Consider the following 19,953-nt stretch of genomic DNA (forward strand, 5'->3'; position numbering starts at 1 on the left):
CGCGCGATGCGGCGGCTGCTGCGCGCCATCCACGTCTACGCGGGCCTGATCCTGTCACTGCTGCTGTTCGTGCTGGCGGTGACAGGGAGCGCGCTCGTCTACAAGGAGGCGTACTGGCGCCTCGTGTATCCGGAGCTGCGTGCGCCGGCGCTCGAACTGGACGCGGCGCACCACGCGCGCGGAGTGGCCACGGCGCGCGCGCGTTTCGGTGACGAGCTGCGCTCGATCAAGCTGCCGGAACCGGGTGTCGGTGGCTATCACCTGTACCTGAACGACGGCGAGGCATTCCTCTCGGCAGCGGACTTCAGCCTGATCGATGCGTGGCGCACGGGCGAGCGGTCGATGAGCCTGCTGTTCGACCTGCACGCGCACCTGATGGCGGGTGACGCCGGCGAGCGTGTTGGCGGCGTCATCGGCCTGCTCGGCGTCGTGATGGCGCTGACCGGGCTCGTGCTCTGGTGGCCCGCGCGGCGTCGGTTCTCGCTGGCCGGGCTCATCCCGCGCGACGTTTCGCGACGCACGCTGCTGGTCTGGCACCGCGACATGGGCATGGTCGCGACACCGCTGCTGCTGGTCCTGCTGCTCACGGGCAGCGGGCTGGTCTTCTACGACACGGCGCTGGCCATGCTGCGCGGTGTGTTCGGTCGTGAGGCGGATACCAGTGCGGCGCCGGCGATCGCGCCGCACGCATCAGCCGGGGCTGTCACTGCCGCCATGATCGAACGGGTGGGATCCGCACTGCCGGATGCGCGCATCGTCTTCTACTATCCGCCGGCGGGTGAGGGCGCGGGCGTACACGCGTTCCGGCTCAAGCGACCCTGCGAGCTGCACCCCAACGGCCGTTCGTACGTCGATCTCGATGGCAGGGGCCAGGTGATGCGCGTGGTCGACGCATGCGCCCAGGCGAACGGCGACCGTGCCGCGCACGCGATGTACCCGCTTCACGCCGGCAAGACCCCGAGTGCCATGTACAAACTCGCAGTGTTCCTGGGCGGCGTCGTGCTCGCGCTCCTCTCGGCCTCGGGTGTGATCACGTATGCGGCAAAGCTGCGACCGCGCCGCAGCCGGCGTGCGCACGCAGCTGCCACGGGTTAGGACGCAAACGCGCTGCAGAACGAAACGGCGGCCGGGCTCGATGCCCGGCCGCCGTCGCACGTTGCGAACCGGTCGACCTCTACAGATTCCCGCGGCCGTTCACCCCGGCATTCGCACCCACGGAGATCAGCCCGCGTGCCCGCAGGGACGCTGCCGCTTCCGCGCGCAGGTTGACCAGCGCTTCCGGCGCTCCTGACAGCGCCCCGTTCAGCCGCGCGCTTGCGGCGCCCTCGTCGTAGCCAAGCCGGACCAGATCCGCCAGCACGGCCGTCGCGACCGCGCGCCGCTCGGCAGGCGCATCGCGCGTGACCTGGATGAGTGCGCGCTCGCTCACCCCTGCGCTGAGTGCTTCGGATGCAACGAGCAGCTCACCGCTCGATGCAGCGGCCAGGCCGGCCTGCTGCAAAGCGGTCTGTGCGCGGGTGAGGCCCTGGAGCCGTGCCTCGACGGCGGCGGCGATGCGCTCCATGGGGATGCCCTTTGCCTTGCCCTCGCTCACCTTGCTCTCGAGCAGCGACGTCGGGATGCCGGCTTCCAGTGCGGTCTCCATCGCTGCGTCGATGCGTGCCTGCGGTGCTGTGACCTGCGCGCTCGCCGATGCTGCAGCGGATCCCGTCGTGCTCTGCGCACTGGCCGCGGCCGGCGTGAGTGCGAGCATGAGGATGAATGCGTTGCGCTTCATGTTGTCGGCTCCATCAGAGGTTGCTGTATCGTCTTCATGTAAGTGACGACTGGCGTCACCCGGATTGTCACATCGCCTCGACGCGTTCGTCGCGGAACATCGAGCGCAGCTCGTCGCGTGCACGCTGCACGCGCATCTTCACGGCGCTCGGCGAGGAGTGCGTGATGCTCGCGATCTCGTCGTACGTGTAGCCGGCCTCGTGCTTCAGGAGAAACGCCTCGCGAAGCAGCGGCGAAAGTGCATCGAGCGCGCTGTCGATCTCGTGACGCAGCTCCGGTCCGGCCGTCGCGCGTGCTGCAGCATCTGCGGCCGGTGTTTCGTCCAGGCGCAGCACGCGCTGGCGCACGTTCTTCAGGTGGTCCAGGCAGAGATTGCGCAGGATGCGCAGCAGCCAGCCCTCGAACCGCTCCGGCTCCCGGCATTCACCCAGCGCGGTGTACGCTTTGACGAAGCAGTCCTGCGCCATGTCCTGCGCGGTGTCGGGATCGAGACCCATGCCGCGCGCGTAGCGGTACAGCAGCCCGCGGTGGCGCTCGACGAGCGGTGCGTACGCCTCCCTGTCACCGCGCAGCACGCGCCTGATCAGCGCCGCATCGTCGCCTGCGTGACGGCCGATCATGATTCGCCTCCGACGACCAGCAGGGCGACGAACCCGCCCATGCCGTCGTCCCGACGGCCGGGCGTGGACGGTGGCACGAACCACGTGCCGTTCCCGTCCACGAACGCATACTCGTAGACACCCGGCGCGAGAGCCGCCTGGTACGACCACGTGTCGCCATCGCGCGTCATCGGCACCGGTTGCCAGTCGGTGAAATCGCCAGCGATCCGTGGTACGCCACGCGCACTCGATGCAGGAAGCGCGATCGTCGCCACCCCCCGCTCGTACGACGCCGGAACGGGTGCCGCGGTCGACGGGACGTCACCCAGGCGCACGCGCACGCCCAGCGTCCACGACCGGCGGGGCGCACTCGCATACAGCGGATCGAAGCTGTCGTCGCGCGCCTGGAGTGCGAGCTCCAGCCGGCGACCCACGGGAACCTGGGCACCCGCAGACCAGGACAGCGGATGGTCCGCCGGCTCGAGCCAGCGGCCGGCCGTTGCCCAGAGCGTGACGGACGGGTGCGCCCACATGAGCGAGCCGCCTGCTAGCGTGTACTCGGTATCATCCGCCCAGTAGCGGCGAGCGGAAGCGCCGACCAGGACCGAACCGGTGGGTCGGCCGGTGAGCTCGATTCCGGCCAGTGCGACGTGACGCGTCAGATCCGTGTCCTCGAGACCGCTTCGGTAGCCGGACCAGCCACCCTGTGCGCGCAGCGTCACCGGCCCGGCGTGGGCTACGGCGAAGGGCAGCGCCTGCAGGGCCACGCCGAAGCCGGTCGCCGTGCCCTCCGTAACCGTCGGCGGCTGCAGGACCCCGCCCGGATGCTCGAGCTGCCGGGTGTAGCGCTGCAGAAATCCCTGGGCGGCGACGTCCACGCCGAGCGTGACCGGGCCGGCATCCGTGTCGAGGCGGCCGCCGGTTTCCGCGGCGCCCCAGAGCGGGTCCTCGGCGCCGGTCGGCACCCCGGCCGACAGGCGGAACCAGCCGGCCGATGCTTCATACGCGACGCCGAGGCCGACACTGGTGGTCGCGGCCGCGCTCTGCTCGCCGAGCCGGAAGTCGAACTGGCCGACGCGCGCCTCGGCGTGCCACTGCGCCGATACAGGCAGTGGCGCCGCTGCCAGGGCGCCAGCGACCAGGGCCATGCGCCACCCCCTCACAGCCCCAGCCCCCCGGTCGCCAGTACGTCGAGCCGGCTGTTCCGGCCGCCGAACCCGTCATCGACGGGCGGCGCAAGCGGATCCACAACCCAGCGGTCGCCGTCGACCACGAACCCGTACTCGTGGACGCCCGCCGAGACAGGCAGCGTGATCGTCCACATCCCGTCGACCGCCTGGTGGAGCGCGTGCTCAGGGCGCCAGTCGGTGAAGTCGCCGGCCAGGTGCACTCGCTGCGCATCCGGGGCATGCAGGCGGAACTGGACGAGCACGACCGGCGCGGGCTCCGCGGGACCGCCCGGGTTCGAGTCAACGGCCACTGGCGGGGTTACCGGCACGGCCGGTCCATCGACGCGCACGGGTCGAACGGCCAGCAGCGTCAGGGCGGCTGCTGCGGCAACGAGCCAGGCCGGCCGGATCGCGAGCTGGAACGTGCGCGGCTGCCAGAGCGCCCGCAGGCCCTGGTGCAGGCGCTCGACGACGGCCGGCTGGGCTGCCGTGTGCGCCGGGAGTTCCCGGACCCGCGCCATTACCGCGGCGGACATCTCCGGAACTGGTTCCGCGCGCAGCCGGCTGAGCGCGTCCCGGACCGCCTCCTCCATCTCGTCCAGCTCGCCCGCCTCCCGGGACGTGAGGCGATCGGCCGGCAGCTCGCCGTCCATTACTTCGTGAATTCGCTGCGCCATCCCGCTCCTCCGTGCCTGCTCGTTGGTTCTCCACAGCAGGGACGAGTGACGTCCGGCAATTGTCACATCGGGGTGATCGTATCCCGGGGAGCCACGCCGACCCTCTTCATGTGCCGTTCCTGCGTCGGGGGGATCATCGCCCGGTCAGGCGGGACTCCAGCTCTTCCACGCGTGTCCGGCTCACCTTGAGCTCGATACCTGAGGTCAGGCGCACGGTGTAGTCACCGCCGCCCGCCCGACGCAGCGTGTCGATGTGATCCAGCCGCACGATCGTGGAGCGGTGGATCCGAAAGAAGACGTCGGGATCGAGGCGTTCCTCCAGCGCCTGCATGCGCTCGCGCACTGCGAAGCGGCCGTCGCTGGTGTGCAGCGTCACGTAGGGCCCCTTCGCGGCGATGAACTCGATCTTCTCGACGGGTACGATGCGGAGCTGGCCGCGCGATTCGACTGCAACGCGCTCGAGGTAGGTCGAGCCCCCGGCGGGACGCGGTGCGCGCCGTTCGGCAGACGTCCCGTGGTCGAGCACGCTGCGCAGACGATCGGCGAGCTGGCCGACCTGCTCGAGCTGCACGATCCGCCGTGCGCGCTGGAACGCCTGTTCGAAACGTTCGTCGTCGAAGGGCTTGACCAGGTAGTCCACGGCGGCGATGTCGAACGCGGCGAGCGCGTACTGATCGTACGCGGTCACGAAGATGGTGTGTGGCATCTGGTCCGGCCCGATCTCGCGCACGACGTCGAGGCCGGAGCGTCCGGGCATGTGGACGTCGAGAAACACGAGGTCGGGGTCGAGCTCGCGGATCTCCTCGATCGCGCCATCGCCGTTCGTCGCCTCGCCCACGACCTCCACGTCCGGTTGCTCGGCCAGCAGCTCGGCGATGCGTGCGCGGGCGAGCGGTTCGTCGTCCACGATCAGCACGCGGATCGGCTGTGGCATGCTCACTCCTCTCCTGTGGCACGGGCGGGAAGCCGCAGGTCAGCCGCCGTGTGAAACGGAAGTCGTACCACCACACGCAGTCCCCCAAGGCTGCCGCGACCGAGCGTCAGCCGCTGCGCGTCGCCATACAGCGCGGCAAGTCGTTCGCGGGTGTTGCGCAGCCCGACGCCCTCCGTGGCGCCAGCGGCCATTCCCTCCCCGTCGTCTTCCACGCCCACCACCAGCTCGTCCCCCTCACGGTGTGCGCTGATTTCGATGTGGCCTTCCCGCGCCGCATCGCCGAGGCCGTGCCGGATCGCGTTTTCCACGAGCGGCTGCAGGAGCAGGGTCGGCACCAGCGCATCCAGCGTTTCCGGGGCCGCCCGCGTTTCGATGACAAGACTTCCCTGGAAACGGATCTGCATGATCTCGAGGTAGCGTCCCGAGAACTCGAGCTCGTCGCGCAACGGGACCTCGGCCTTGCTGCCGCCATCGAGTGAGCGGCGCAACAGCTCGCTGAGCAGCGAGATCATTCGTCGCACACCGCGCGGGTCTGTTGTGACCAGCGCCGACACCGCGTGCAGGGTGTTGAAGAGGAAGTGCGGATCGAGCTGGGACCGCAGGACGGCGAGCCGCGACTCGGCGAGCTGCGATGCCAGCCGCGCGGCCTCCGCCTGCAGCCGCGCCGACTCCTCCTGGCGCGCGCGCAGCCGTATCGAATAGCCGCGTGCGAAGCCAGCTGCCAGGACACCGGCGAAAATGACGAAGTCGTCGAGGAACCAGAGGCGTCGCAGCCCCTGCAGGGGCCGGATGCGCATCGGGCCGAACCGGCGCGGGCGCGGGAGAGGAAACAGCTCCATGCGAATCACGGCGAGCACCACGTCGACGGCCATCGCGATCAGCAGCCCGGCAGCGAGCAGCAGCAGCACGCGCTCGGCCGGAGGCCGTGTCCCCATTCCCACGCGCACGACCAGCATGAAGATCAGTGGAGTAAGCAGCGCCCACAGGTAGGCCTGGGCGAAGGGCAGCACGAGCTGCCCGGCATACGGCGCAGCGTCCAGGAAGCGGCTGCGCGGATCGAGCAGGGCGCCCGTCGCGGCAAGCACCGCATACAGCGTCCAGAACGCAAAGATGAGCGCGTACTCGCCCCGGGTGAGCGATGCATGCACCGTATTCACTGCGCCCCTGACGCCGCCCTCCATTCGAATCGCCTCCAGGCTGGTAGGTCCACAACGATACGCATGGGGACGGCGCACACGCACGCGCAGCGTACCGGCCGCATTGCCGGAGCCATCAGCTGCACCGCCGGCAGCACGAATCAGAGCCGCCGCCGACGACAGCGGCCCGGCGCAGGGCCGTGTCGGGTCGGCTGCCCGGCCGCGTGGCGGGTGTGACAGCGGGTGTGCCCGCAGCGCGACGCCGCCTCCGGGGACCGCCTCCGGCTTCCCGGCGGGTCGACCGGGCACCCGGTGGCGCTCGCAGCACCACCCGTGCAGCCGGTGCATGTCATTGTGACGCTCGTGATCCGCGCGGGAGGAATTGCCGTTTTCCCGATTATCGTATCGGAGGCCCCGTGCTATCACTCATATCAGGGAGAACGCCATGTCCAGAAGGATCAGGTTCCGGGCGGTGCTGGGCACCTTGGCAATGGCAGGTGCACTGGTCGTGACGTCGATGCCTGCGGAAGGGCAGCAGCGCCCGCGCGAGGGCGTCCGGCGCGAGCATGCGGACGGCGTGCGCGGCCGCATGCAGGATCCGGCCGAGCGGATCGAGCGACGCGTGCAGATGCTGACGGAGCGGCTCGAGCTCAGCAGTGAGCAGGCCGCGCAGGTGAAGTCGGTGCTTCAGCGCCAGCACACGCAGATGCGTGCGTTCATGGAGCAGCAGGGGTTCACGCCGGGCGAGCGCCCGGATCGGGCGCAGCGGACCCGTCCGGACTCGGCGCAGCGCGCGGCGGTCCGTGCGCAGATGGAAACGCTGCGGGCCGAGACGGAGGCAGGGATCGAGCGGATCCTGAATGCCGAGCAGAAGCAGAAGTACGAGGCACTCCGGGAGCAGATGAGGGAGCGGCGCGGCGATCGGCCGAATCGTCCCCCGCGAAGGCTCAGAGGGTGATGAGCATCCGGGCGATCGGCCCGGTGACACGACCTGAACAGGACGGAAGCCGTCGGATGCGCCGACGGCTTCTGCCGTTTTCCGCCGTGTCAGTCCCGGTCAGCGACCGGCCCAGGACGGCGGATCGCTGGCAGGAAACGAATCGTCCAGCGTGTCGTCCACGGGATCGCGGTACCGCCGCGGCTGGACCGGTGTGCTCCGGGCCGGGGCGTCCGCCTCTTTTGTGCTGCGCTTCGCAGGCTTTTCCACGCGCTTCGGCTTGTCGGCGCCCTGCTCCTTGCGACGTTTCATCGTCCCCTCGGTGTCCACATTGCTCGAGTGCCCCGGCCGGAAATCAGCGACGGTCGTCGAGATGGTCCGGGGCCAGTGCCTGAGCTTGCATTGTCCATACCCGCGGCCGCAGCGCGCGGCGTTCCTCCATGTGCTACACCGGCACCCGGATCGACAGCTGCGCCGCCGAGGTGAAGAACGTCCGCCGGTACCAGAGCACCACCCCGACGGCGGTGAGTGCGGTTGCGCCCGCCAGCATGAACATCACCACGATCTGGTAGCGGATCGCCAGCAGCGGCGAAACGCCGGCCAGGATCTGACCGGTCATCATGCCGGGCAGTGAAACGAGTCCGACCGTCATGAGTCCGTTGATGGTCGGGATGAGCGCGGCCGTCAGGGCGCGCCGCTCCGGCTCGGCAGCGGCGCGGGCCGGGCTGGCCCCCAGCGCAAGGTACGCCTCGACCTGGCCACGATGCGATTCCAGCTCGCTGGCGAGTCGCTCGGCGGCGAGGGCCGTCGCATTCATGGCGTTCCCGACGATCATGCCGAAGAGCGGAATCAGGTACTGCGGCTCGTACCAGGGCTCGACTCGCAGCACGACCTGCGTGACGAATGCGAGCGTCAGGCCGGATCCCAGGAGCATCGCTGTGCCACTGATCCGCCAGAGGATGGAGCGATCGTCGCGCAGCGGCTTGCTCCCGCGCGCGCGTCGCGACGCCGCCTGCGTCGCACTCAGCAGCATCACGCCGAGCGCGAGCATCACGAGCCACCACTGGTCCGCGGCAAAGATGTAGACCAGGACGTACCCCACGGCGATGAGCTGCACCACTGCCCGGATTGCGCCGATGATGAACCCGCTCTCCAGGTCGAGCCGCCGCCAGCGCGACACCCCGATGGCCACGAGAATCAGCCCGAACGCGAGCGCGAGATCGGTCCAGGTGACGTCGATGATGCCGGCGGGCACCTCAGCCGCCGCCTGAATCATTGCGGACACAGTGAACATCGGGATCACTCCGCGAGTGCGAGGAACGCACGGGTGCGCTCGTTCACGGCGGCTGTGAAAAGTCGCGATGTCGGGCCGGCCTCGACGACGCTTCCCGCCTCGAGCATGACGGTCCAGGTGCTCATGTCGCGTGCTTCGTACAGCCGGTGCGTCACCATCACGACGGAGACGCCGTACTCGCGCGGAAGGCGCGCGATCGTCGAGAGCAGGCGGTCTGCGATCTCGACGTCGAGTGCGGACGTCGGCTCATCCAGGAGCAGCACCTCGGGCCGCGTCATGAGCGCGCGCGCGATCGACACGCGCTGACGTTCGCCCCCGGAAAGTCGCGCGGCGTCGCGATCGGCATAGGCTGACGACAGCTCGACCGCCGCCAGCACGCGATCCATCGGCAGCGGGTCGGCCTGCGCTTCGCGACCGCCCAGCTCCACGGCGATACGCAGGTTGTCGGCGACGGTACCGCTGAACATGGCCGGCTGCTGGAAGACGAATCCCACGCGCCGCCTCAAGGCCGCAATCGGATACGCGGTGATCGGCTCACCGTGAAAGCGGATCATTCCGGAAGCCGGATCATCCAGCCGGTTGAGCAGCCGGAGGAACGAGGTCTTGCCGGAGCCCGACGGGCCGATCAGCGCCGTGATCTCCGTGCGCGGAATCTCGACCGCGACGTCGCGCAGGATGACAACGTCGCCGCGCGCCTGGTTGACGCCCTCCAGGGAGAAGAGCGGGGAGGTCTCCGCCACGACGAGTGACGCTCCGCTTCCGCTACTCGGACGCGTCTGCTTTGGTGCGTTGCACCGTCCCGTCCCGATGCTCCGGCGGGCTGTACAGCGTGTACAACCGGAGCGGCTCCGATTCGGACGTGTTGACCACGTTGTGCTTCGCGCCGGACGGAATCACGACGACGCTGCCGTCCTTCAACTCGCGACGCTCGCCGTCCAGCTGGACGTACCCTGTTCCCGCCTCGATGCGGATGAACTGGTCGTGTCCGTCGTGTGTTTCCAACCCGATGTCTTCGCCGGGTCGCAGCGTCATCAGCACGAGCTGGGTGTACGTGCCCGTATAGAGCACTCGCCGGTAATCCTCGTTCTCGAGCGTATCCCGCTCGATGTCCGTCACGTAGCCGTTCACGAGTCAGCCTCACGGTTGGTGGAGTCACGCACAGAAATCGCGTCTGCGACAACTGTGCCCCTCCACCGGGCCCGCGGCCTCCAGGCCTGCACGCGCGAGGTGGGTCGTCGACCCGGAGGGAGGCGGACTTTTTCTTGCGAGGCCGGGGGCAGGGCAATGGCCCATCCATTTTCCGGACGCTCACGCCGCGACGACGAGGTGACGCAAGACGTGCTGCATTCACGCAATCCCGACGACCATGCGGCTCCCCTGGCGTCCCACGACACCGCAGGGGCACGGCTGCGCCTGCTGACCGACAACCTGCCCAGCGCCGCAGCCTATCAGCTGACCAGAGACGCAGACGGGCGTGCGCGGTTTCTCTACGTCAGCCGAAGCATCGAACGTCTGCACGGCGTCTCGGCGGACGACGTCCTGGCCGATGGCGCTGCGCTCTTCGATCAGCTCCCGCCGGAGTACCGCCGTGCCGTGATCGAGGGGGAGCGCGAGTCGATCCGCAGGATGAAGCCGTTCCGCGGCGAGTTTCCCGCGAGGCTTCCCGACGGGGAACTTCGCTGGTTCGAAATGAGCTCAGCACCGCGACTGCTCGAGGACGGCAGCGTGGTGTGGGATGGGATCGAGATCGATATCACCTCACGCAAGCGGGCGGAGGCCGAGACCGAACGGCTGCTCGAGCGCGAGCGTCAGGCGCGCGAGGAGTCTGAGCGACGGCGTGAGGCGCTGGAGCTCGTGACCGAGAGCCGCGCGCGTCTGATGCGCGGGTTCTCGCACGACGTGAAGAACCCGCTCGGTGCCGCCGACGGTTACGCGGCGCTGCTCGAGGACGGCATCGTGGGCGAGCTGACGGACAGGCAGGCGGACAGTGTCCGCAGCATACGTCGCTCGATCCGCAACGCACTCCGGCTGATCAATGACCTGCTGGATGTTGCGCGGGCGGAGGCCGGCCAGGTCGTCATCGAGCACCTCGACATCGACGTTGCGGCGGTGGTGCGGGAGATTGCCGATGATTTCCGGGCGCAGGCCGAGGCAGCGGACAGCAGTCTCGACATCCGTGCAGCGGGGCCACTGCCCGCGACCACCGATCCATCGCGCGTCACGCAGGTGCTCGCGAATCTGCTCTCCAATGCAGTGAAATACGCGCCGGGTTCCCGCATCGAGGTTGCAGCCGAACTGCGCCGCGAAGAGGATGGGCCCCGCCGTGGCGAATGGATCGCGATCGCCGTGGCAGACCAGGGTCCCGGCATCCCGCCGGAGCGGCACGAACAGGTGTTCCTGGAGTTCACGCGGCTCGATCCCGATGCGCAGCAGGGGGCCGGGGTCGGGCTGGCGATCAGCCGCCGCCTCGCGCGCATGCTGGGTGGCGACATCACCCTGGCCAGTGAGCCGGGCAGCGGCTCCACGTTCACGCTCTGGCTGCCGCGGTCGCCCGCTTCCTGAGGTCGCTGATGGACGCTCCGATGCGCGCCGCACCGGCGCCCATCCGTCGCGCGACAGATCGCGCAGCTGTCGTACTGAATGCCGCGAATGCACTCAGCGCGCTTCGCTTTCCGCTCGCAGCCCTGTTCCCGTTCGTCAGTGGCGGCGCGCGCGTCGCCGTGGTCGCGGCCGCCGCGGTGAGCGACCTGGTCGATGGCCGCATGGCACGCCGCACGGGGACAGTGACGCGCGCTGGCGAATTGCTCGATCCGCTGGCGGACAAGACCTTCATGCTCAGTGCGCTCGTCACCCTCGCGGCCGAGGATGTGCTTCCCTGGTGGACGCTGCCCGCGCTGCTGACACGCGATATCGGCGTCGCAGCCGGCGCACTGATGCTGGCTGCACGAAAGCAGCGCGTCCGCATGCCGGCGCGGCGGGCCGGGAAGATCGTCACGCTCATGCAGTTCACGGCCATTGGTGCGATGATCCTCTGGCCGGAGACCAGCCGGTGGATGGCCCTGCCGATCGCGGCCGCGGGGCTGGTCGCGCTGAATGACTACAGGCACTCGATGATGGGGCGTCGGGAAATCCCCCATTGACTCCGGCCGGTGCAATCCGCGATCGTTGCGCCATGAATCGTCGCGTCCGCCTGCTCGGCTCACTGGTCGCACTGCTTGCGCTCTTCGCGTATTTCGCGCAGGGCGTGCAGGCGGCTGCCTGCGGGCCGACCATGAGTGCGGAAGCGCATGCGTCGTCGCACGACACGCACGGCGATCAGTCCCAGGAGGCACCGGCGGACGCGCAGTGCCCGCTCGGCATGCTCATGAGCGGGACCTGCAGCATCGCGTTCCTGCCCGCGCCGCTGGCCCTGGTCACCACGGACGTTCCGCAGGAGATCCTGCTGCTCGCCGCGCCCGCGGACGCGCACGATCTCATCATCGCAGCGCCCCCGTTCCACCCTCCGCGCGCATAGCTCTCCGGCCGGAGTGATACCGGCCGCGTTTCCCTGACAATCGAACGTTCCGCCGCCCGGCCGCCTGTGAGCCGGTGCGTCCACGCATGCGGTGGGGACGTCGCACAGTGAACGAGAGCCATGTCACGCCAGTTGTTGACGCTCGTGCTGCTGCTGCTGGCAGCCGGCGCGAACGCACAGGAGACGCCCTCGCGCACGTCCGCGGACGTGCCGCAGTCGACGCACGCGCCCGCGCTCACGCTCGAGCACGCCTGGGCCATCGCGGCGGAGCGCAATCCCATGCTTGCCGCAACACGCGCGGCCGTCGAAGCGTCGGCGGCACGTGAGGCCTCGGCGTCGCTGCCGCCGGATCCACGGGTCGAGATCGCAGCCATGAACCTGTCGCTGCCGGAGCTGTCCGACGACATGCCCGGCGCGATGGCGCCCTCGATCAGCGCGATGCAGATGATCCCGATCGCCGGGCAGCTCGGGCTGAACGGCAGGATCGCGGAGCAGAGCACGCAGATGGCCGACGCTGAGGCCGCGGAGACGTGGTGGATGCTGCGTGGCCGCGTTGCGGAGGCGTTCTACGAGATCCACGAAGCGGACGCTGCCCTGGAGGCCATGCGCGAAACGCTCGCCTGGCTGCAGCAGTTCGAGCAGGTCGCGGTCACGCGCTACACCGTGGGCGGTGGCAGTCAGAGCGACGTGCTCCGTGCCGGTGTCGAGGTCGCGCGCATGCAGGCCGATATCGCGCGCATGGAGGCGATGCGCACGAGCGCCGTGGCGCGGCTGAACGCGCTGCTCGGCCGGTCCGCCACGACACCCGTGGACACGGTCGTCCTTCCTGCACTGCCCGATTCCACTCCCGACGTTCCGACGCTGCAGGCGTGGGCCGGCGCAGACCGCCCGCTGCTCGAGCGCGGGCGCATCGCCCTGGAGCAGGCGCGCACGCGCGAAACGCTCGCGCGTCGTGAGATCTGGCCCGACCTCTCGATCGGCGTGCAGTACGGCCAGCGGACGGCCGACATGGGCACCGAGCGGATGGGCAGCGTCATGCTCGGCTTCACTGTGCCGATCTTCGCCGCGCAGCGGCAGCTCCGCATGCGCAGCGAAGCGCGAGCAATGCAGCAGATGGCCGAGGCCGAGCTCACGGATCTCGGCGTGCAGGTCGCCGCGCGCATCGTCGAGCTCGATGCGGCACTGGACCGGGCACGCAGCCTGGTCCGGCTGTATCGCACGGAGGTCCTGCCCCAGGCGGAGGCGAACGTCACCTCCGCGCTCGCCTCGTACCGCGTCGGCAGTGTGGACTTCATGACCCTCGTCGACGCGCAGATGGGACTGAACCAGTACCGCCGTGAGCTCGCAGCCCTGGTGGCGGAGTACGGCCGGACGATCGCTGATCTCGAGATGACCGTGGGCCGCGTGCTGCCGCCCGCGACCGCACTGATGGTGGAGGAGCCATGAAGACACGGAGCACGGGCGCGCGCCGCACACTGCTCATCGCGCTGCCCCTCGCGGCGCTGGCTGCAGCCGTCGCGTTCGCCCTGGTCGGTCGGCAGGGCGGTGAAGACGCGCGGGCCGTCGCTGCGCAGGCCGCCGACCCGCACGGCGGGCATGTCATGCCCGAGGCGCAGGCTGATGCCGGGAGTGCGGGGGAGACGGACCCGCATGCCGGGCACGACATGACGCCGGGCGGTGAGGTTCAGCTCACGCCCGAGATGGCGCGAACACTCGGCGTCAGTGTGGTCGCGGCGGAGATCGCGCCGGTGAGCCGCGCGATCCGCGCAACCGGAACCGTCGCCTACGACGAGAGGCGACTCGCGACCGTGACGTCGAAGTATTCCGGCTTCATCGAGAAGCTGTACGTCGACTTCACGGGGCAGGCGGTCCGGCGCGGGCAGCCGATGTTCGATGTGTACTCGCCCGAGCTGATCGCCGCGCAGGAAGAACTGCTGGGTGCACTGCGCATGCGCGCGCAGCTGGACGACGGCGCCGCGGACGCAGTGAGGTCGCGTGCGGAGACGCTCGTCGATGCGGCGCGACGTCGCCTGCTCCTGTGGGACGTGCCGCGTGAGCAGGTCGAGCGGATCGAGCGCTCCGGCGCGGCGCAGCGCACGCTCACCTTCCACGCGCCGGCGAGCGGGTTCGTCACCGAGAAGCTCGTGCAGAATGGCCAGGCAATCGAGGCGGGCATGCCACTCTACCGCGTCGCGGACCTGGCCGCCGTCTGGGTCGAGGCCGACATCTACGAACAGGACATCCGCTTCGTGCACGTGGGTGCACCGGCTACGGTGGAGATCAACGCGTATCCCGGGGAGCCCGGTCACGGGCGCGTGAGCTACGTCTACCCCGAGGTGCGTGCGGACACGCGCACCACGCGCGTCCGCATCGAGCTGGCCAACCCGGGCGCCCGCTTCCGGCCCGGGATGTACGCGACGGTCGGCATCGACGTGCCCGTGACCGAGCGCGCGGTGCTCGTGCCGCGCGACGCCGTCATGTACAGCGGCACGCACGCCATGGTCTTCGTCCAGCATGCGCCCGGCGTGTTCCGCGCACACGAGGTCGTCACGGGCTCCGACGCCGCCGGACGCACGCAGATCCTGAGCGGACTCGAGCCCGGCGACATGGTGGTCGCGCACGCCAACTTCCTGCTCGACTCCGAGAGCCGGCTCACCGAAAGCATGGGCGCAATGCCCGGCATGAACCACTGAGGAGGCATCGTGCTGAACCGCCTCATCGACTGGTCGATCCGCAACCGGCTGCTCGTGCTGCTCGCGACGCTGTTCCTCGCGCTCGCGGGCGTGTGGGCCGTGCGCACGACGCCGGTCGACGCGATCCCCGACCTGTCCGATGTGCAGGTCATCGTGCAGACCGAGTGGCCGGAGCAGGCGCCGCAGATCATCGAGGACCAGGTCACCTACCCGCTGACGACGGCTATGCTGTCCGTGCCGGGCGCGACGGCGGTGCGCGGCATCTCCAGCTTCGGGATCTCGTACGTCTACGTGCTGTTCGACGACGACACGGATGCGTACTGGGCGCGCTCGCGCGTGCTCGAGTACCTCTCGCAGCTCGCCGACCGGCTGCCCGCTGGCGTCACGCCCGAGCTCGGTCCGGACGCAACCGGTGTCGGCTGGGTCTACCAGTACACCGTCGAGTCCGACCGGCACGACCTGGCCGAGCTGCGCAGCCTGCAGGATTTCTTCATCCGCTACCAGCTCCAGAGCGTGCCCGGCGTATCCGAGGTCGCGACCGTGGGCGGCTATGTCCGGCAGTACCAGGTCGACGTCGACCCGCAGCGGCTGCACGGCTACGGGCTCACCATGCGCCAGGTCACGGACGCCGTGCGCATGGCGAACGCCGACGTGGGTGCGCGCGTGCTCGAGCTGGGCGGCCGCGAGTACATGGTGCGCGGGCTCGGCTACCTCACCGGCGTCGAGGACATCGAGAACGTCGTGCTGACTGCCGGCGCAGGCGGCACCCCCGTGCGGGTTCGCGACGTCGGCCGCGTGCAGATCGGGCCCGACATCCGGCGCGGCGTGGCGGACAGGAACGGGACCGGCGACGTGGTCACGGGCATCGTCGTGATGCGCCACGGCGAGAACGCCCTCGCGGTGATCGACGCCGTCAGGGAGCGCATCGCCGCCATCGAGACGAGCCTGCCCGATGGCGTGCAGATCCTCACGGCCTACGACCGCGCCCCGCTGATCCGGGCCGCGATCGACAACCTGCAGGCGAAGATCGCGGAGGAGCTGCTGCTGGTCGCGCTGATCACCGCGCTGTTCCTGCTGCACCTGCGCAGCTCGCTCGTCGCGGCGGTCTCGCTGCCCATCGCGATCCTCGCGTCCTTCCTCGTCATGCGACTGCTCGGTGTGCAGGCGAACATCATGTCCATGGGCGGCATCGCGATCGCGATCGGTGCGATGATCGATGCCGCGGTGGTGATGGTCGAGAACCTCCACAAGCACCTGGAGCGCGAAACCGGGCCGATCACGACCCGGCGACGCTGGGAAATCGCGGCCTACGCATCGCACGAGGTCGGCCCGGCGCTGTTCTTCAGCCTGCTGATCATCACCGTGTCCTTCCTGCCGGTGTTCGCGCTGGAGTCGCAGGAAGGGCGGCTGTTCCGGCCGCTCGCGTTCACCAAGACGTTCGCAATGGCGTCTGCTGCCGTGCTGGCCGTCACCCTCGTGCCCGTCCTGATGGGCTGGTTCATCCGCGGCCGCGTGCGCGCGGAGCACGAGAATCCGCTCAGCCGCACACTGATGCACGCGTACCGCCCGGTACTGACGCGCGCCCTGCGACATCGCAGGGTTACGCTCGCCGCCGCCGTCGGGCTGCTCGTGCTCACCATCCTGCCGTTCAGCAGGCTCGGCTCCGAGTTCATGCCGCCGGTCGAGGAGGGCACGATCCTGTTCATGCCCATGACGCTGCCAGGCGTGTCGATTCAGCAGGCTGCCGAGATCATGCAGCACCAGAACGCGCTGATCGCGAGCGTGCCCGAAGTCGAGAACGTCGTGGGCAAGGCGGGACGTGCGACGACCGCGACCGATCCGGCGCCGCTGGAGATGATCGAGACGGTCGTGAGCCTCAAGCCGGAGGCCGAGTGGCGCAGCGGCGTCACGTTCGATTCGCTGGTGAGCGAGCTCGACCACCTGACCCGCATGCCCGGTGTCACCAACATCTGGACCATGCCCATCCGCAACCGCATCGACATGCTCGCGACGGGCATGCGTACGCCTGTCGGTGTCAAGGTCTTCGGCCCCGATCCCGCAGAGCTGGAACGCATCGGTACGGAGATCGAGCAGCTGCTGCGCGATGTGCCCGGGACACGCAGCGCCGTCGCCGAGCGCGCGGCGAGCGGCTACTACCTCGACGTGGAAGTGGACCGTGCGGCCGCCGCACGTCACGGCCTCAACGTGCTGGACGTGCAGGAGGCGATGATGGCCGCGGTGGGCGGCATCGTCGCGACGCAGACAGTGGAGGGACGCGAGCGCTACTCCGTGCTGATCCGCTACCCGCGCGACCTGCGCCAGAGCGTGGCGGCCGTCGCGCAGGCCGCCGTGCCGGTGATGGGCGGCGCCACGCACGTGCCGCTCGGACAGGTCGCGACCGTGCGCATGGCGCAGGGGCCGATGGCGATCCGCACGGAGAACGCGTTCCCCCTGAGCAGCGTCTACATCGACGTCGAGGATCGCGACATCGGCGGCTACGTTGCAGAGGCACGGGCTCTGCTCGACGAGCGGCTCGACCTGCCCACCGGCTACACCATCTCCTGGTCCGGGCAGTTCGAGGCCATGGAGCGCGTGCGCGAGAAGATGCAGCTCATCGTGCCGGTCACGATCGGCCTCATCTTCCTGCTGCTCTTCCTGCATTTCAGGAACGTGACGGAATCGCTCATCGTCATGGGCACACTCCCGTTCGCACTGATCGGCGGCGTGTGGCTGCTCTGGCTGCTCGACTATGACACGAGTGTCGCCGTATGGGTCGGCTTCATTGCGCTCGCAGGCGTTGCGGCGGAGACCGGCGTCGTCATGCTCGTCTACCTCGATGGTGCGCTGCACCGGCGCGCACTCGAGCGCGGCCATGACCTGGACGGCGAAGACGTGCATGCCGCGGTCATGGAAGGCGCCGTCGACCGGTTGCGCCCGAAGATGATGACCGTGACGTCCACCATCATCGGACTGCTGCCGCTCATGTGGGCGAGCGGTACGGGTGCGGCCACGATGCAGCGGATCGCAGCACCCATGGTCGGCGGGCTCGTCACCTCGACGATGCTCACGCTGATCGTCGTGCCAGTCGTTTACGCGGCGTGGCGGGAGTGGCAGGTTCGAAGCGGGCGTTTTCCGGTCAGCATCACGGAGGCGTCCACGGCACATGCAACGGCGGCAGCGGAGGGGCGGGCGTGAACGAGCACAGACACGGCGGACATTCGGGACGGACGGGCGATCCGCATTCCGGGCACGGCACCGGCCCGGCGGACACGCACGGGCACGCGCACGAGCACCACGTTCCAGTGGAGCCCGGCTACCCGCTGCACCCCGAACAGGATGTGCACGCGGGCCACGACGCGCACGCTGGCCACGGCGCGCACGCTGGCCATGACGGCCACGACAAACATGCCGGCCACTCCGTCGCGATGTTCCGGGACCGTTTCTGGGTCAGTCTCCTGCTGACGCTGCCCACCATCGTGTTCGGGCACATGCTGGCGGAGCTGACGGCGTACCACCCGCCGACCTTTCCGGGGTCGAACTGGATCGCACCGGTGTTCGGCACACTGGTGTTCATCTACGGCGGACGTGTCTTCCTGCAGGGCGCATGGGGCGAGCTGAAGGCGCGCCTGCCCGGCATGATGACGCTGATCGCACTCGCGATCACCGTCGCATTCGTGTTCAGCGTGGCCGTTCTGCTCGGCTTTCCCGGCATGCCGCTCTGGGAGGAGCTGGCGACGCTGATCACGATCATGCTTCTCGGCCACTGGCTGGAGATGCGCTCGATCGAGCAGGCGAGCGGTGCACTCAACGCACTGGCGAAGCTGCTGCCCGCAACGGCCACGCGCGTGACGGACGCCGGGATGGAGGAGGTCGCCCTCGAAATGCTTCGGGAAGGCGACGTCGTGCTCGTGCGACCCGGTGCGCAGGTGCCGGCCGACGGCACGGTCATGGAGGGCGCCAGCAGCGTCAACGAATCGATGATCACGGGTGAGTCTCGCCCGGTCGACAAGCACGTCGATGATGAGGTCATCGCCGGCACCGTGAACGGCAACGGCTCCCTGCGCGTGCGCGTGACCGGCACCGGGGAGGGCACCGCGCTCGCCGGCATCATGCGTCTCGTGTCCGATGCGCAGTCGTCGCGCAGCCGCGCGCAGGCGCTCGCTGATCGTGCAGCGTTCTGGCTCACGATCATCGCGGTCGCGTCCGGGCTCGTGACGTTCGTCGTCTGGAGCCTGGCCGGTGCGGAGCCGGGCTTCACCGTCGAGCGGGTCGTGACGGTCCTCGTCATCGCCTGCCCGCACGCCCTGGGGCTCGCGATCCCCCTCGTCGTCGCGATCTCCACGACCCTTGGTGCGCGCGGCGGTCTTCTGGTGCGTGACCGGCGCGGTCTCGAGGAGGCACGCAACCTGGACGCAGTCGTCTTCGACAAGACGGGCACGCTCACCCTCGGTGAGCACCGGGTCGTCGAGGTCGCGAGCGACGGGATCAACGACGCCGAGGCGCTGCAGATCGCCGCAGCGGTCGAGCGAGACTCGGAGCACCCCGTCGCGCGCGCCATCGTGACCAGTGCGGCCGAGCGCGAGCTCGCAGTGCCCGACCCGCAGCACTTCCGCGCGATCCCCGGCCACGGTGTCGAGGCGCAGGTCCACGGCCGCACCTGGCGCGTGGGCGGACCGAACCTGCTCCGGCAACTCGAGGTCACGCCGCCAGCGGCGCTCGTGGATGCGGCCGATCGCTTCGCAGAGCGTGGGCAGAGCGCCGTGTACCTCGTCGACGACACGATCGCGCGAGCCGTGTTTGCGATCGCCGACCAGGTGCGACCGGAATCAGTGGAGGCGGTGCGTCGGTTGCACGAGGAAGGGATCGAGGTCGTGATGCTGACCGGCGACTCGCGCGCGGTCGCGGAGTCCGTCGCGACCCAGCTCGGCATCGACACGGTATTCGCCGAGGTGCTGCCGGAGGCCAAGGCCGAAAAGGTCCAGGAGCTCCAGGCTGCCGGGAAGCGCGTGGCCATGGTGGGCGACGGCGTGAACGACGCACCTGCGCTCGTCACCGCCGACGTCGGCATCGCGATCGGCGCCGGCACCGACGTGGCAGTGGAGGCCGGCGACGTCGTACTCGTGCGCAGCGACCCGCGCGACGTCGCACGCATCGTCCGGCTGTCCAGGGCAACCTACCGGAAGATGATCCAGAACCTCTGGTGGGCTGCTGGCTACAACATCGT

19 protein-coding genes are annotated in these 19,953 nt (G+C 69.4%); 9 read left to right on the forward strand and 10 right to left on the reverse strand.

Annotation, left to right across the window (positions count from 1 at the left end):
* The first annotated feature begins 6 nt into the window (after positions 1-6).
* Positions 7-1,095, forward strand: a complete 1,089-nt coding sequence (locus tag VFU06_13240) for a PepSY-associated TM helix domain-containing protein (GenBank protein ID HEU5210351.1) — start codon at positions 7-9, stop codon at positions 1,093-1,095.
* Between the two features lie 79 nt (positions 1,096-1,174).
* Here the strand turns inward: VFU06_13240 and VFU06_13245 are convergent, their stop codons facing one another.
* The 6 genes from VFU06_13245 to VFU06_13270 all read right to left on the reverse strand — a co-directional run bounded on the left by VFU06_13245 (position 1,175) and on the right by VFU06_13270 (position 6,336).
* The gene (locus VFU06_13245; protein ID HEU5210352.1) at positions 1,175-1,777 is read right to left on the reverse strand and encodes a hypothetical protein; all 603 of its coding nucleotides are present in this window, start codon (positions 1,775-1,777) and stop codon (positions 1,175-1,177) included.
* 67 nt (positions 1,778-1,844) lie between these two features.
* Positions 1,845-2,396, reverse strand: coding sequence for an RNA polymerase sigma factor (locus VFU06_13250; protein HEU5210353.1), 552 nt, complete (start codon positions 2,394-2,396; stop codon positions 1,845-1,847).
* A complete protein-coding gene (locus VFU06_13255; GenBank protein HEU5210354.1) occupies positions 2,393-3,523 on the reverse strand; it encodes a glycogen-binding domain-containing protein in 1,131 nt (376 codons plus the stop codon). Before VFU06_13255 ends, VFU06_13250 begins: the two co-directional genes overlap by 4 nt.
* Before the next feature lie 11 nt (positions 3,524-3,534).
* Positions 3,535-4,221, reverse strand: a complete 687-nt coding sequence (locus VFU06_13260; protein HEU5210355.1) for a glycogen-binding domain-containing protein — start codon at positions 4,219-4,221, stop codon at positions 3,535-3,537.
* Between the two features lie 133 nt (positions 4,222-4,354).
* Complete coding sequence (locus tag VFU06_13265; protein HEU5210356.1) at positions 4,355-5,155, reverse strand: LytTR family DNA-binding domain-containing protein; 801 nt, start codon at positions 5,153-5,155, stop codon at positions 4,355-4,357.
* Between the two features lie 2 nt (positions 5,156-5,157).
* Positions 5,158-6,336, reverse strand: a complete 1,179-nt coding sequence (locus tag VFU06_13270; protein HEU5210357.1) for a histidine kinase — start codon at positions 6,334-6,336, stop codon at positions 5,158-5,160.
* Positions 6,337-6,736: 400 nt separating this feature from the next.
* Here VFU06_13270 and VFU06_13275 point away from each other — a divergent pair, with 400 nt between their 5' ends.
* The gene (locus tag VFU06_13275; GenBank protein HEU5210358.1) at positions 6,737-7,249 is read left to right on the forward strand and encodes a Spy/CpxP family protein refolding chaperone; all 513 of its coding nucleotides are present in this window, start codon (positions 6,737-6,739) and stop codon (positions 7,247-7,249) included.
* A gap of 99 nt (positions 7,250-7,348) precedes the next feature.
* Here VFU06_13275 and VFU06_13280 read toward each other — a convergent pair whose 3' ends face one another.
* From VFU06_13280 to VFU06_13295, 4 genes are all read right to left on the reverse strand, one after another.
* Positions 7,349-7,540, reverse strand: coding sequence for a hypothetical protein (locus VFU06_13280; protein ID HEU5210359.1), 192 nt, complete (start codon positions 7,538-7,540; stop codon positions 7,349-7,351).
* A 133-nt stretch (positions 7,541-7,673) separates the two neighbouring features.
* Complete coding sequence (gene fetB, locus VFU06_13285) at positions 7,674-8,522, reverse strand: iron export ABC transporter permease subunit FetB (GenBank protein HEU5210360.1); 849 nt, start codon at positions 8,520-8,522, stop codon at positions 7,674-7,676.
* A 5-nt stretch (positions 8,523-8,527) separates the two neighbouring features.
* On the reverse strand, positions 8,528-9,262 hold the full coding sequence (locus VFU06_13290; GenBank protein ID HEU5210361.1) for a phosphate ABC transporter ATP-binding protein: 735 nt from the start codon (positions 9,260-9,262) through the stop codon (positions 8,528-8,530).
* Between the two features lie 22 nt (positions 9,263-9,284).
* On the reverse strand, positions 9,285-9,650 hold the full coding sequence (locus tag VFU06_13295) for a cupin domain-containing protein (GenBank protein ID HEU5210362.1): 366 nt from the start codon (positions 9,648-9,650) through the stop codon (positions 9,285-9,287).
* Positions 9,651-9,806: 156 nt separating this feature from the next.
* Between VFU06_13295 and VFU06_13300 the strand changes: the two genes are divergently transcribed.
* The 7 genes from VFU06_13300 to VFU06_13330 all read left to right on the forward strand — a co-directional run.
* A complete protein-coding gene (locus VFU06_13300; GenBank protein HEU5210363.1) occupies positions 9,807-11,084 on the forward strand; it encodes a PAS domain-containing sensor histidine kinase in 1,278 nt (425 codons plus the stop codon).
* Between the two features lie 8 nt (positions 11,085-11,092).
* The gene (locus VFU06_13305; GenBank protein ID HEU5210364.1) at positions 11,093-11,662 is read left to right on the forward strand and encodes a CDP-alcohol phosphatidyltransferase family protein; all 570 of its coding nucleotides are present in this window, start codon (positions 11,093-11,095) and stop codon (positions 11,660-11,662) included.
* A 32-nt stretch (positions 11,663-11,694) separates the two neighbouring features.
* Positions 11,695-12,036, forward strand: coding sequence for a hypothetical protein (locus VFU06_13310; protein HEU5210365.1), 342 nt, complete (start codon positions 11,695-11,697; stop codon positions 12,034-12,036).
* Between the two features lie 120 nt (positions 12,037-12,156).
* The gene (locus VFU06_13315) at positions 12,157-13,482 is read left to right on the forward strand and encodes a TolC family protein (GenBank protein HEU5210366.1); all 1,326 of its coding nucleotides are present in this window, start codon (positions 12,157-12,159) and stop codon (positions 13,480-13,482) included.
* Positions 13,479-14,729 (forward strand): efflux RND transporter periplasmic adaptor subunit, encoded by a 1,251-nt coding sequence (locus VFU06_13320; GenBank protein ID HEU5210367.1) that lies wholly within the window; start codon positions 13,479-13,481, stop codon positions 14,727-14,729. Before VFU06_13315 ends, VFU06_13320 begins: the two co-directional genes overlap by 4 nt.
* Positions 14,730-14,738: 9 nt before the next feature.
* A complete protein-coding gene (locus VFU06_13325) occupies positions 14,739-17,924 on the forward strand; it encodes a CusA/CzcA family heavy metal efflux RND transporter (protein ID HEU5210368.1) in 3,186 nt (1,061 codons plus the stop codon).
* Positions 17,921-19,953, forward strand: a 2,033-nt coding sequence (locus VFU06_13330) for a heavy metal translocating P-type ATPase (GenBank protein HEU5210369.1), incomplete at its 3' end; no start/stop codon positions are given. The genes VFU06_13325 and VFU06_13330, both read left to right, overlap by 4 nt.

Source organism: Longimicrobiales bacterium (assembly GCA_035764935.1).
Taxonomy (GTDB): domain Bacteria; phylum Gemmatimonadota; class Gemmatimonadetes; order Longimicrobiales; family RSA9; genus DASTYK01.

Bases quoted from the DNA above. Each gene is read 5' to 3' on its own strand.
- VFU06_13240 (HEU5210351.1), top strand. From the start codon at position 7: ATGCGGCGGCTGCTGCGCGCCATCCACGTCTACGCGGGCCTGATCCTG.
- VFU06_13245 (HEU5210352.1), bottom strand. From the start codon at position 1,777: ATGAAGCGCAACGCATTCATCCTCATGCTCGCACTCACGCCGGCCGCG.
- VFU06_13250 (HEU5210353.1), bottom strand. From the start codon at position 2,396: ATGATCGGCCGTCACGCAGGCGACGATGCGGCGCTGATCAGGCGCGTG.
- VFU06_13255 (HEU5210354.1), bottom strand. From the start codon at position 3,523: ATGGCCCTGGTCGCTGGCGCCCTGGCAGCGGCGCCACTGCCTGTATCG.
- VFU06_13260 (HEU5210355.1), bottom strand. From the start codon at position 4,221: ATGGCGCAGCGAATTCACGAAGTAATGGACGGCGAGCTGCCGGCCGAT.
- VFU06_13265 (HEU5210356.1), bottom strand. From the start codon at position 5,155: ATGCCACAGCCGATCCGCGTGCTGATCGTGGACGACGAACCGCTCGCC.
- VFU06_13270 (HEU5210357.1), bottom strand. From the start codon at position 6,336: ATGGAGGGCGGCGTCAGGGGCGCAGTGAATACGGTGCATGCATCGCTC.
- VFU06_13275 (HEU5210358.1), top strand. From the start codon at position 6,737: ATGTCCAGAAGGATCAGGTTCCGGGCGGTGCTGGGCACCTTGGCAATG.
- VFU06_13280 (HEU5210359.1), bottom strand. From the start codon at position 7,540: ATGAAACGTCGCAAGGAGCAGGGCGCCGACAAGCCGAAGCGCGTGGAA.
- fetB (HEU5210360.1), bottom strand. From the start codon at position 8,522: ATGTTCACTGTGTCCGCAATGATTCAGGCGGCGGCTGAGGTGCCCGCC.
- VFU06_13300 (HEU5210363.1), top strand. From the start codon at position 9,807: ATGGCCCATCCATTTTCCGGACGCTCACGCCGCGACGACGAGGTGACG.
- VFU06_13305 (HEU5210364.1), top strand. From the start codon at position 11,093: ATGGACGCTCCGATGCGCGCCGCACCGGCGCCCATCCGTCGCGCGACA.
- VFU06_13310 (HEU5210365.1), top strand. From the start codon at position 11,695: ATGAATCGTCGCGTCCGCCTGCTCGGCTCACTGGTCGCACTGCTTGCG.
- VFU06_13315 (HEU5210366.1), top strand. From the start codon at position 12,157: ATGTCACGCCAGTTGTTGACGCTCGTGCTGCTGCTGCTGGCAGCCGGC.
- VFU06_13320 (HEU5210367.1), top strand. From the start codon at position 13,479: ATGAAGACACGGAGCACGGGCGCGCGCCGCACACTGCTCATCGCGCTG.